The organism is Streptomyces sudanensis (genome assembly GCF_023614315.1).
GTDB lineage: Bacteria > Actinomycetota > Actinomycetes > Streptomycetales > Streptomycetaceae > Streptomyces > Streptomyces sudanensis.
In genome coordinates, this window is record NZ_CP095474.1 from 2,199,679 (window position 1) to 2,211,585 (window position 11,907).

Sequence of the window (11,907 nt, forward strand, 5' to 3'; positions counted from 1 at the left end):
GCCCAGGGCGGCGGGTCGCGGGGGCGGGGGAGAGACGGTACGGCCGGACGGGGTCAGCGCCCGGAGCGGCGGTCGCGGGGCCCGTGGGGTGGGCGGCCGCCGCGCGGCCGGGTGCCGCGGCCCCGGGGCTGCGCGNCCGGGCGCGCNNNCCCGGCGGGAAGCCCTGCGCGCCGGCGGCCGGGCNCCCCGCGGGGACGGACCGGGCTTCCCGCGGGGGGCGCACCGGGTTTCCCGCGGGCCGGGCTTCCCGCCGGGGCGGGCGGCGGTCAGGCCCAGAGCTGGCCCTGGAGGGCCTCGATCGCCGCTTCCGTCGTCGGCGCCGTGTAGACGCCCGTGGAGAGGTACTTCCAGCCGCCGTCGGCGACGATGAAGACGATGTCCGCGGCCTCGCCCGCCTTCACGGCCTTCCGGCCGACACCGATCGCCGCGTGCAGGGCCGCCCCCGTCGACACGCCCGCGAAGATGCCCTCCCGCTGGAGGAGCTCCCGGGTGCGGGCCACCGCGTCGGCCGAGCCGACGGAGAAGCGGGTGGTGAGGACGGAGGCGTCGTACAGCTCGGGGACGAAGCCCTCGTCGAGGTTGCGCAGTCCGTACACCAGGTCGTCGTAGCGGGGCTCCGCGGCGACGATCCGCACGCCGGGCCGGTGCTCGCGCAGGTAGCGGCCGACGCCCATGAGGGTGCCCGTGGTGCCGAGCCCGGCGACGAAGTGGGTGATCGACGGGAGGTCGGCGAGGATCTCCGGGCCGGTCGTCTCGTAGTGCGCGGCGGCGTTGTCCGGGTTCCCGTACTGGTAGAGCATCACCCAGTCGGGGTTCTGCGCGGCCAGCTCCCCGGCGACCCGTACGGCGGTGTTGGAGCCGCCGGCCGCGGGCGAGGAGACGATCTCGGCGCCCCACATGGCGAGCAGGTCGCGCCGCTCCCGGGAGGTGTTCTCGGGCATCACGCAGACGATGCGGTAGCCCTTGAGGCGGGCCGCCATCGCGAGCGAGATGCCCGTGTTGCCGCTGGTGGGCTCCAGGATGGTGCAGCCGGGCCTGAGGCGGCCGTCCTTCTCCGCCCGCTCGATCATGTGGAGGGCGGGGCGGTCCTTGACGGAGCCGGTCGGGTTGCGGTCCTCCAGCTTCGCCCAGATCCGCACGTCCTCCGAGGGGGACAGGTGCGGCAGCCGGACGAGCGGGGTGTTCCCGACCGCGGCCAGGGGGCTGTCGTAGCGCATCAGCGCATTCCGCCGGCGACCGCCGGGAGGATCGTGACGCTGTCGCCGTCCGAGAGCCTGGTGGAGATGCCGTCGAGGAAGCGCACGTCCTCGTCGTTCAGGTACACGTTCACGAAGCGGCGGAGCTCTCCGTCCTCCACGATGCGGTTCCGGATGCCCGCGTGGCGGGTCTCGAGGTCGGTGAAGAGCTCGGCGAGGGTCTCGCCGTCGCCCTCGACGGCCTTGGCGCCGCCGGTGTAGGTGCGGAGGATGGTCGGGATGCGGACCTCGATGGCCATGGGTGGACTCCTGTGAGGGGTGGGAACTGCCGGGGTGCGGGCACGGCGCGTCTCTTCCCGGGCACCCGGGGGGCCGGTCGCGGGGCGCGTGCGTGCGGAGGGCGGGCCGTGCGGCCGTGCGCGGGGGCCGTCGCTCAGGCGGCGGCGCGGGGACACATGGCGCTGGCGAGGCGGCACAGGTCGACGTGCAGCCGCGCGACGAGCAGGGCGGGGCCTGGCGTCTTTTCGCTCACGTCGAGGAGAACCATGCGGTCATCGTATCGATTCCCGGCCGTCCGATCGGAGGGTGATCCCGCATCCCGGACGAAGTCCGCTCGGCATGCGGACTCCTCCCTCTGAGTCGCAGGTCGGCGCGGTCCTGCGGCTCTCAGTAGGCCTCGACGACCCGGACCTCTTCTTCGGTGATCTCGCCGTCCACGATGCGGAAGGACCGGAACTGGAAGGGCCCGGCGTCGTCGGCGTCCGCCGTGGAGACCAGGACGTAGTGCGCGTGCGGCTCGTTGGCGTACGAGACGTCGGTGCGGGAGGGATAGGCCTCGGTGGCCGTGTGCGAGTGGTAGACGACGACCGGCTCCTCGTCGCGGTCGTCCATCTCCCGATAGAGTTTCAGCAGGTCACCCGAGTCGAATTCGTAGAACGTCGGCGAGCGGGCGGCGTTGAGCATCGGGATGAAGCGCTCGGGGCGCCCGGAGCCGGCCGGTCCCGCGACCACGCCGCAGGCCTCGTCCGGGTGGTCCGCGCGGGCGTGCGCGACGATCTGGTCGTACAGGGCCCGTGTGATGGTCAGCATGCGCATCAGGATAAGCGGACGGGTCGTCTGTACCGAGGGGTGGTACGGACCCGTCCACATCTCGGACAGTCTTGCCGGGGCCCGGGCCGCCGGGGCCCTGGTGCAGGAGCCCGAAGCCTGGGGCGCCGGGACGCGGGGGGCCGGGGCCCGTGATGCAGGAACCCGAAGCCCGGGGCGCCGGGACACGGGGTGCCGGGGCCTGGAGCCCGGGATGCCGGCCGGGGGCCCGGGGACCCCGCGTACGCCGAAGGGGCGCCCGGGAGGAATCCGGGCGCCCCTCGGAGGGAGGCGGCCCCGTCGAAGGGGCGTGCGGTCCGGTCAGTCGCGCGGGGAGCCGGCCGGGTCCAGCGGCTTGCCGGGCGCGGTGCGCGCGGCGACCTGCGGGGCGCGGGACTTCAGCACGGCCCAGCCGACGGCCAGGCAGACGGCCCAGACCGCGCCGACGTACAGCGAGACGCGGCTGTCCGGGTGGACCGCGATCATGACGGTGACCACGAGCAGGAAGGCGACGGCGATCCAGCTGCAGATCGTGCCGCCGGGCGCCGGGAAGGACGAGGCGGGCAGCCGGCCGGCCACGACGGCGTGACGGTAGCGGATGTGGCTGATGAGGATCATGAGCCAGGTCCAGATGCCGGCCGCGGTGGCCACGGAGGTGACGTACGCGAAGGCCTTCTCCGGGACGACGTAGTTGAGGACCACGCCGATGCCCATCAGGGCGACGGAGACGGTGATGCCGATGGCCGGGGTCTTGGAGGAGCTGAGCCGGCCCAGCACCTTCGGCGCCTCGGAGTTGGCGGCCAGGTCGCGCAGCATGCGGCCGGTGGAGTACATGCCGGAGTTGCAGGACGACAGGGCGGCGGTGAGGACCACGAAGTTGACGATCGCGGCGCCCGCGGGGATGCCGATCTTGGCGAAGGCGGCCACGAAGGGGCTCACGCCGGGCTGGAACTCGGTCCACTTGACGACCATCAGGATGACGCTGAGGGCGCCGACGTAGAAGATGATGATCCGCCAGGGCAGGGTGTTGATGGCCTTGGGGAGGGTCTTCTCCGGGTTCTCGGACTCGCCCGCGGTGACGCCGACCAGCTCGACGGCGATGTAGGCGAACATGACGCCCTGCAGGGTCATGAGGCTGGAGCCGATGCCCTTGGGGAAGATGCCGTCGAAGGCCCAGAGGTTGGAGACGGCGGCGGTGTCACCGGCCTGGCTGAAGCCGAACGTGACGACGCCCAGGCCGATCACGATCATGCCGATGATCGCGGTGACCTTGATCATCGAGAACCAGAACTCGATCTCGCCGAAGATCTTCACCGAGATCAGGTTGGCGGCGTACAGCACCACCAGGAAGACCAGCGCGCTCACCCACTGCGGGATCTCCGGGAACCAGAAGTTCACGTAGATGGCCGCCGCGGTCAGCTCGGCCATGCCGGTGACGACCCACAGGAGCCAGTAGGTCCAGCCGGTCGCGAACCCGAAGAACGGGCCGAGGAACTCGCGGGCGTACTCCGCGAAGGAACCCGACACCGGGCGGTACAGGAGCAGCTCGCCGAGCGCCCGCATGATGAAGAAGACGATCACGCCGGCGAGGGCGTACATCAGGATGAGGCTGGGTCCGGCCTTGGCTATGTTCGCGCCCGCGCCCAGGAAGAGGCCGACGCCGATGGCGCCGCCGATGGCGATCATCTGGACCTGGCGGCTGCCGAGGCCGCGCTCGTATCCCTCCTCGGGCGTCCCGCCCGGGACGCCGTCGCCGGTGTTCTTGCCGACCTGCGTAGAGGTCATCGTGGTGCGCCCTTCCGCTCCGCTACCGGCCCGCTCCACGCTCGGCGCCGAGCCGGTTTCCATTCCCCCGGATACTGCTGGAGTTGTGTGCCGGCGATCGACCGGCGCAGCGCCCCTACGCGAACGTGAGTGTCGTCCGGCAGGTGGTCGTGATGGTGTACCACGGCGGAAAACCGCCTACTGTGACCCAGGTCACGGAACACATCGGGCAGGTTCCTACGGTCGGGAGAAAAGCCGCAGCGCGGTAATCGGATCGTTATTCGAATCGAAGGGGCTGTCAACCGGACAACTACTCCGAATGGCGTACCCGGTTCGGTGAAGGGCGTCCGTCCTCCCCGGCGTCCGCGGCGCGTTCGCGGACGCGTCTCGCCCGGCGGGGCACCCCGGAGTTCCGCCCCCGGCCGCCGGGCGCCGCCCCGTACGGACCGGGCCGCACCCCGACGCGGCGTCACCCGCCCGCCGGACGGCAGGAGTCCGGCAGCATCCCGCACGAACCGGGCAGGAGGACTCCGGACGGCACCCCGTGCGGGCCGAATGACGTTCCCCTACGGACCGAATAACGCCCCCTACGGGCCGAATGAGGCTCCCCTACGGGCCGGACGACGCCCCCTTACGGGCTTGGGCGGCACCGCCGTACGGGCCGCGCAGCACACCCCCCGTACGGGCCCTGCGCAGCACCGCCGTACGGGCCGGACGACGCCCCCGTGCAGGGCCGCGCAGCACCCCCGCGGGCGGATCCGCGCCCCGACGCGGCGTCACCCGGTCGGCCGGGCGGTACGGCCCGGGACCGTACGGCTCCGGGCAGCGCCCCTACGGGCGGGAACGGGGTCCCGGGTCCCGCGCGGGGAGGGCGCGCCCCGCGGGTGGCGGAACACGAGCGGCCCCGGGGCCTCGCCCGGAGGCCCCCGGGCGCGCGTGCCGCCGCCCGCGCGCCACGTCCGTACGGGCGTACGGGTGTACGGGCGTACGGGTGTACGGGCGGACCCCGGAGTGCGGGGGCGGGGGACGACGCGGGCGGGGCTCCGCGCTACGGCATCAGGGCCTCGACGAGGGTCTCCTGGAGGACGCCCAGCCACAGGTAGGCCATCACCATCGGCTTGCGCGGATCGGAGTCCGGCAGCCGGTACAGGGCGGTGTTCTCGACGTCGTCGGTCACCTCCAGCCGCGCCGCGATGGTGAGGCGGAGGTCGTTGAGCGCGCCGAGCCAGCGGCGGCCCTCCTCGGGGGAGAGCTCCAGCCGGCCGCCGCCGGCGGAGACCAGGCCGTCGAGGGCGCGGACGACGGCGAGGGCGTCCTCGCGCTTGCGGGTGCGCAGGTCGTTCTCGGTGAACCGGCGGAACTCGGCGGAGGCCGCGCGCGCCTGCTCGTCGCCGTCCCCGTAGGCGTCGGGGAAGAGGCGGGCCAGGGCCGGGTCGGACGGCTTCTCGCTGGGGCCCTCCCGGAAGAGCTCGGCGAGCGGGTCCTCGCCCCGGGCCGGCTCGTCGCCGGGGCCGATCAGTTCCAGCATCTGGACCGCGAGCGAACGCAGGATGGACACCTCGACCTCGTCCAGCGGGACGGCCGCGCCGCCGTCGGGCAGCGCCTCGAAGTGGCCGCTCATCAGCCGCGGTCCTGGGAGAGGGTCGCCCACAGCCCGTACCCGTGCATCGCCTGCACGTCGCGCTCCATCTCCTCACGGGTGCCGCTGGAGACCACGGCGCGGCCCTTGTGGTGGACGTCGAGCATCAGTTTGTGCGCCTTGTCCTTGGAGTAGCCGAAGTAGGTCTGGAAGACGTACGTCACGTAGCTCATGAGGTTGACCGGGTCGTTGTGGACGATCGTCACCCACGGCACGTCGGGTTCGGTGACGGCGCGGCCCTCTTCCGCCGGGGCCGTGCGTTCGATCTCTACGGGTGCGACACTCACTCCCCCAATGCTGCCACCGCCCGTGCGCCCTCGCACAAACGGGTACCCCGACTCCGCCCCGGGGCCCGCCGGCCGCCCCGCAAGGGGCCCCGGGGACCCCCGGACGAGAAATCGTCATTCTGACGAGTATTCGGGGTACGATCCTGACATGAACGCTGCGGACCTAGGGCTTCCGGTGGCAGTGCCGTCCACCGCGCTCTTCACCGACCAGTACGAGCTGACCATGCTCCAGGCGGCCCTGCGGGGCGGTACCGCCGACCGGCGATCGGTCTTCGAGGTCTTCACCCGGCGCCTCCCCGAGGGCCGCCGGTACGGGGTGGTGGCCGGCACCGGCCGCGTCCTGGACGCCGTGGAGAACTTCCGCTTCGACGACCGCGTGCTCGCCTTCCTGCGGGAGCGGGCCGTCGTCGACGAGCCGACCCTCGCCTGGCTGGCGGAGTACCGCTTCGGCGGCGACGTCTGGGGCTACCCCGAGGGCGAGGTGTACTTCCCCGGCTCCCCGATCCTGCGGGTCGAGGGCTCCTTCGCCGAGTGCGTGCTGCTGGAGACGGTGGTCCTGTCCATCCTCAACCACGACTCCGCCATCGCCGCCGCCGCGTCCCGGATGTCGACGGCGGCCGGCGGGCGCGGGCTGATCGAGATGGGCGCCCGGCGCACCCACGAGCTGGCCGCCGTCGCCGCGTCGCGCGCCGCGTACGTGGGCGGCTTCGACTCCACCTCCGACCTGGCCGCCGGCTTCCGGTACGGCATCCCGACCGTCGGCACGTCCGCGCACGCCTTCACGCTGCTGCACGACACCGAGCGGGACGCGTTCCGGGTGCAGGTGGAGGCGCTGGGGCGCGGCACGACGCTGCTGGTCGACACGTACGACGTGCGCGAGGCCGTACGGACCGCCGTGGAGGTGGCCGGGCCCGGGCTCGGCGCCGTGCGCATCGACTCCGGCGACCTGCTGCTGGTGGCCCACCGGGTGCGGCAGCAGCTGGACGAGCTGGGCGCCCGCGACACGCGGATCGTCGTCACCTCGGACCTGGACGAGTACGCCATCGCCTCGCTGGCCGCCGCGCCCGTGGACGCGTACGGCGTGGGCACCCGGCTGGTGACCGGCAGCGGGCACCCGACCGGTTCGATGGTCTACAAGCTGGTCGCCCGCGCCGACTCGGCCGATCCGGCCGCCCCCCTGCGGCCCGTCGCCAAGCGGTCCGTGGGCGGCAAGGCGTCGGTGGGCGGCCGCAAGTGGGCGGCCCGGCGGCTGGACGCCGAGGGGGTCGCCGAGGCGGAGGTCGTCGGCACCGGCCCGATACCGGAGGAGCTGGCCGGGCGGCAGTTGCAGCGGCTGCTGGTCGAGGGCGGGCGGGTCGTCGGCCGGGAGCCGCTGGAGGCGGCGCGGGAGCGGCACGTCGCCGCCCGCGCGGGGCTTCCCATGTCGGCGGTCCAGCTGTCGCCCGGCGAACCGGTGCTGCCCACCGAGTTCGTCGGCCCCGGTCCGGCCGCGGGGCGCTGAGGCACCGCCCCGGTCCTCCCGCCCCNNGGCCCCGCGCCCGGCCCGGGCGCGGGCGTCCNNCCGGGCCGGCGGGGTACCCGGCCCCCGGTCCCCCCGTCGCGAAGGGGAGGCCCCTAGGCTCGGGACGTCCCCTTCCCCGACCGTCACCGCTCCCCACGTAAGGAAAGTCCCCATGCACCGCGCATTGATCGTCGTCGACGTTCAGAACGACTTCTGCGAGGGCGGCAGCCTCGCGGTGGCGGGGGGCGCGGACGTCGCCGCCGCCATCACGGACCTGATCGGCGAGACCGCGGGGGTCGGCTACCGGCACGTCGTCGCGACCCGCGACCACCACGTCGACCCGGGCGGCCACTTCTCCGGCGACCCCGACTTCGTCCGCTCCTGGCCGCCGCACTGCGTGGCGGGCACCGAGGGCGTCGGGTTCCACCCGAACTTCGCGCCGGCCGTCGCCTCCGGCGCCGTCGAGGCCGTGTTCGACAAGGGCGCGTACGCCGCCGCGTACAGCGGTTTCGAGGGCAGCGACGAGAACGGCGTCGCCCTCGCGGACTGGCTGCGGGACCGCGGGGTGACGGAGGTCGACGTCGTGGGCATCGCGACCGACCACTGCGTGCGGGCCACCGCCCTGGACGCGGCCGCGGAGGGCTTCCGCACGCGCGTGCTGCTCGATCTCACGGCGGGCGTCTCCGGGGAGACCACCCGCGGGGCCCTGGATGAGCTGCGCGCGGCCGGGGTCGAACTGAGCGGCGAGCCGGTCGTCTGACCCGGTCCGCGCCGGGCGCCCCCGCCCCTTCCCCGCCGGGAGGCGCGGCCCGGAGGACGCGCCGGCCCGTCCGAAAGCGATCGGCCGCCGCCCGCGAAGGGCGACGGCCGATCATGCTGCGACCTGCGGTTTCCTAGGTCACTTGGTGGAGGGGCCCACCTGGACGGTGATCGTGCGGCCGTGGCGCGGCTGCTCGGTGATCGCGATCCGGGTGTTGGTGTCGGACACCTTCACACCGGCGCGCGGGTTGCTCTCGAACCAGTACACGCCCTTGCGGTCGTCGAAGACCGGGTTGCCCGGCAGGCCGCCGATCCGCTGCGGGACGTCCGCCTTGTGCAGCGTGAGCCGGTCGGTGCCGAAGCGGCTGAACGGGGCGTCGTGGGACTGGATGCGGTTGCGCATCAGCGTGCCGTCGGCCCAGGTCAGCGGCTTGGCGTGGGCGTCGATGGGAAGGACGAGGCCCTCACCGGGGTGGACGGCCGTGTTGTTGTCCTTCTGGGAGGTGTCCCACTTCCAGAGCAGCAGACCGGTCTGGTAGGCGTAGTGCTCCACCCAGCTGGCCTTGTCGCCCGAGAAGCCGAAGTTGTACGGGCCGACCTTCAGGGTCTTGTCGTAGGAGACGTACTGGCGGTTCTCCGCGATGTAGTACTGCGGGTACTCGTCGGTGATCGCCTCGCCGATGCGGGAGAAGCCCTTGGCCGTCCAGCCGGCGGCCTCGGTCTCGGCGTCGTCCGCGAAGAGCGGGGCGCCGTCGGCCGTCACGACGATGTTGTCCGCCGCGAAGCCCTTCTGGGCCACGCCGCCGTCCGTCTGGTAGCGGAAGCGGATGTCGATCTTCTTGCCGGCGTACGCGTCGAGCGGGTACTCGAGCTTCTTGAACGACCCGGAGACGTCGGTCAGGCCCGTGGCGCCGCCCGCGTCCTTGGCGATCGGCGTGCCGTCCGCGGTGCCGTCGAGGGCGGTCCACTGCGCGCCGCCGTCCGTGGAGACCTCGGCGTACAGGTAGTCGTACTCGGCCTCGATGTCCCACCAGCCGTCGAGCGACAGCTTGGCCGTGGACTTGCCCGTCAGGTCGACGGAGCGGGTGAGGGTGTTCTTGAGGTCGTCACCCATGTTGCTCCACCACTGGGTGGCGCCCTGGGCCGGCTTGACGATCGGGGTGGTGACCCTCTTCTTCGGCAGCTCGACAATGAGCGCCTGCGGGTCCTTGGTGTTGTACGCCGCGACGCCCAGCTTGTGCTCGGACTTCGTGGCGGCCTTGGCCTTCTCGTAGTCGAGCCAGCCCAGCTGCAGCTTGTCCCAGGCCGTCATGTCGCCCGGCATGTCGCCGATGGCGTCCTTGCCGGTGCCCAGCCAGGAACCGACCGACATCAGCGACCAGAAGCCGGTGGAGTTCTCGGCGCCCGCGCGGCCGGAGGTGTCGTACAGGTCGGGCAGGCCGAGGTCGTGGCCGTACTCGTGGGCGAAGACGCCGAGGCCGCCGTTCTCCGGCTGCATCGTGTAGTCGCCGACCCAGATGCCGGTGTTGCCGATCTGCGTACCGCCGGCCTTGTTGTTCGCCGGGCCGGTCCTGCCGGCGTCGGTGCCGTACGCGTACCAGCGGTGGGCCCACAGGGCGTCGGCGCCCTCCGCGCCGCCGCCCGCCGACTCGTCCTCGCCCGCGTGGACGATCTGGAAGTGGTCGATGTAGCCGTCGGCCTCGTTGAAGTTGCCGTCGCCGTCGAAGTCGTAGCGGTCCCACTGGTCGTACTCGGCCAGCATCGCCTTGATCTCGGCGTCGGACTTGCCCTTGGCCTTCTGGTCGGCGGACCACGCGGTCACACCGTCGCGGACGGCGTCCCAGACGTTGGAGCAGTTGCTCTGGCCGCAGTAGTTGGAGCCGTAGCGGGCCTCGTTGTACTCGACCTTGACCCAGTCCGAGACCGTGCCGTCGACCGAGTAGCGGCCGGACGAGGTGCGCTCGTAGTAGGTCTTCAGCGAGTGCTTCTCCTCGCCGTTCTCGTCCTTGCCGGTGCCGAAGTACAGGTCCTGGTAGTGGTCCCGGTCGTAGTCGGCCTGCCAGGCGGTGGAGTTGTCCTTCGTCCGGTCCGGCTCGGCTATGCGGTTGTGCAGCGGGCCGGGCGCGCCGCCGAACTTGGGCTTCAGCTCGTCGGTGTCGTCGTCCTTGCGGTCGACGAGGGTCTCGTTGTCGACCTTGTCGCCGAACTCGACGAGGATGGTGAAGATCTTGTCGGTCTTCTCCCGGCCGAGCTCGACGTACTTCTTGTCGTCGAGCTTGACGACCTTGGAGGCGCCGCGGCGCTCCACCTTGGACTCGCCGGAGAGGACCTGCTCCAGCGCCGCCTCGCGCTGCTTCTCCTGCTGCTCGCTGAACGGACCCTCGAGGTCGTGGTCGACGCCCGCGGCCTTCTCGTGGGCGTGGCCGTGGTCCGCGCCCGGCGCCGGGTCGTGGCGCTCGATGCCCGTCTCGGGGCGGTTGTCGGCGTGGGCCGCCGTGGTGAGGGCTCCGGCGGTGGCGGCGGTCGCGGCCAGGGCCACGAACACCGCGGACGTGCGGAACGCCCGTCGTCTGCTGGTCACTTGTTTGTTTCCTCCCCTGCGCACCGCCGACACGAACGGGGGGTTGAATAATCATTCGCGTGCGGTGTCGCGCCACAAGTGACGACATTCGACCGGACTTACGCAAAAAAAGACAGTCTTGACTTCCGGGTCCCGCATACCGTATGCGGACAGCCGATCCACATGCCGGACAGGGCTTTCGCCGCCGCGCGACGCGGCACCGCCCCGGCACCCCCGCGATCGGCCGCCGACCCGGNCCCCNNNCCCCCGTCAAGACTGCCGGCACACCAGTCGTTTGCGTGTCATATCCCCTTTTATTGGTTCCCTTGTGCCGGATTCCCTTGTGCCGGATTCCCCTGTGCCGGATTCCCTCGTGCCGGGTCCGGCCGCCCGGGTCCGGCCGCCCGGGTCTCCCCCGTGCGGGGCAGGGCAGGCCCGGGAGGGCGAGCGTGGGCCGCCGGGCGCCACCGCCCCGGCACCCGCCCGGGGCACCCCGGAGGGGGCGGCCCCCGGGAGGACGGACCGGCCTGGTGGCCGTCACCGCTCCGTCGACACCACGACCGTCTTCGCCGCCTTGTCGTGAAGGCCCTGCCGGTACGGCTTGTCCACCAGGATCAGCACCAGCAGCAGCAGCGGCCACAGGCAGGCGCAGCAGATCAGCGCGGGCAGCCACAGCACGAGCGCCCGCGTCAGCGCGGCACCGACCGGGGGGACGCTGCCGTCGTCGAGCATGGCGACCCGCAGGCCCGTCAGCCGCTTGCCGAGCGTCTGGCCGTTCCGCTTCGCCGTCATGAAGGTGTCGTAGGCCACGTACGCCACGATCGAGAGGAGCTGGAACGTCCACTGGCCGCCGGTGTTGCCCGACGTCCACACGTCGTCGAAGCCCGCGGACTCGTCGCTCACCCGGGAGTAGACGCCGAAGGGGATGCCGAGGAGCGCCAGCGGTACGGCGATGACGAGCCAGTCGACGAGACGCGCGAGGACGCGCTTGGCGGTGTCGGCGAGCGGCGGCATCCCGCCGAGCGGATCGGCACCCCCGTAGCCGTACGGGCCGCCCCCGTAGGGGCCGCNNCCGTACGGTCCCTCACCACCGGGCGGCNGCNGGGGNNGTNNCG

Annotated in this window: 11 protein-coding genes; 2 read left to right on the plus strand and 9 right to left on the minus strand. The window is 72.6% G+C overall.

Annotated features, from left to right (window positions below):
- Nucleotides 1–266: 266 nt before the first annotated feature.
- The 7 genes from MW084_RS10175 to clpS form a co-directional block, all read right to left on the minus strand.
- Nucleotides 267–1,217 carry a PLP-dependent cysteine synthase family protein gene (locus MW084_RS10175; RefSeq protein ID WP_010470113.1) on the minus strand — a complete coding sequence of 317 codons (951 nt, stop codon included), beginning with the start codon at nt 1,215–1,217 and terminating at the stop codon, nt 267–269.
- Nucleotides 1,217–1,495, minus strand: coding sequence for a MoaD/ThiS family protein (locus tag MW084_RS10180; RefSeq protein ID WP_010470114.1), 279 nt, complete (start codon nt 1,493–1,495; stop codon nt 1,217–1,219). Before MW084_RS10180 ends, MW084_RS10175 begins: the two co-directional genes overlap by 1 nt.
- A 134-nt stretch (nt 1,496–1,629) precedes the next feature.
- Nucleotides 1,630–1,743 (minus strand): putative leader peptide, encoded by a 114-nt coding sequence (locus tag MW084_RS24325; protein ID WP_010470116.1) that lies wholly within the window; start codon nt 1,741–1,743, stop codon nt 1,630–1,632.
- A 119-nt stretch (nt 1,744–1,862) separates the two neighbouring features.
- Nucleotides 1,863–2,285 (minus strand): M67 family metallopeptidase, encoded by a 423-nt coding sequence (locus tag MW084_RS10185; RefSeq protein WP_010470119.1) that lies wholly within the window; start codon nt 2,283–2,285, stop codon nt 1,863–1,865.
- 318 nt (nt 2,286–2,603) lie between these two features.
- Nucleotides 2,604–4,067 carry an amino acid permease gene (locus MW084_RS10190; protein WP_010470121.1) on the minus strand — a complete coding sequence of 488 codons (1,464 nt, stop codon included), beginning with the start codon at nt 4,065–4,067 and terminating at the stop codon, nt 2,604–2,606.
- Between the two features lie 1,027 nt (nt 4,068–5,094).
- On the minus strand, nt 5,095–5,667 hold the full coding sequence (locus tag MW084_RS10195) for a DUF2017 domain-containing protein (protein ID WP_010470123.1): 573 nt from the start codon (nt 5,665–5,667) through the stop codon (nt 5,095–5,097).
- On the minus strand, nt 5,667–5,972 hold the full coding sequence (clpS, locus tag MW084_RS10200; protein ID WP_010470125.1) for an ATP-dependent Clp protease adapter ClpS: 306 nt from the start codon (nt 5,970–5,972) through the stop codon (nt 5,667–5,669). Before clpS ends, MW084_RS10195 begins: the two co-directional genes overlap by 1 nt.
- Before the next feature lie 148 nt (nt 5,973–6,120).
- Here clpS and MW084_RS10205 point away from each other — a divergent pair, with 148 nt between their 5' ends.
- Nucleotides 6,121–7,473, plus strand: a complete 1,353-nt coding sequence (locus MW084_RS10205) for a nicotinate phosphoribosyltransferase (RefSeq protein WP_029553446.1) — start codon at nt 6,121–6,123, stop codon at nt 7,471–7,473.
- Between the two features lie 172 nt (nt 7,474–7,645).
- On the plus strand, nt 7,646–8,233 hold the full coding sequence (locus MW084_RS10210; RefSeq protein ID WP_010470128.1) for an isochorismatase family protein: 588 nt from the start codon (nt 7,646–7,648) through the stop codon (nt 8,231–8,233).
- Nucleotides 8,234–8,371: 138 nt separating this feature from the next.
- On the opposite strand, the gene MW084_RS10215 is transcribed toward MW084_RS10210, so the two are convergent.
- Nucleotides 8,372–10,813, minus strand: a complete 2,442-nt coding sequence (locus MW084_RS10215; RefSeq protein WP_010470129.1) for an immune inhibitor A domain-containing protein — start codon at nt 10,811–10,813, stop codon at nt 8,372–8,374.
- Between the two features lie 516 nt (nt 10,814–11,329).
- The coding region (locus MW084_RS10220) for an RDD family protein (RefSeq protein WP_275563554.1) at nt 11,330–11,862 on the minus strand (533 nt) is incomplete at its 5' end.
- Between the last annotated feature and the right edge of the window lie 45 nt (nt 11,863–11,907).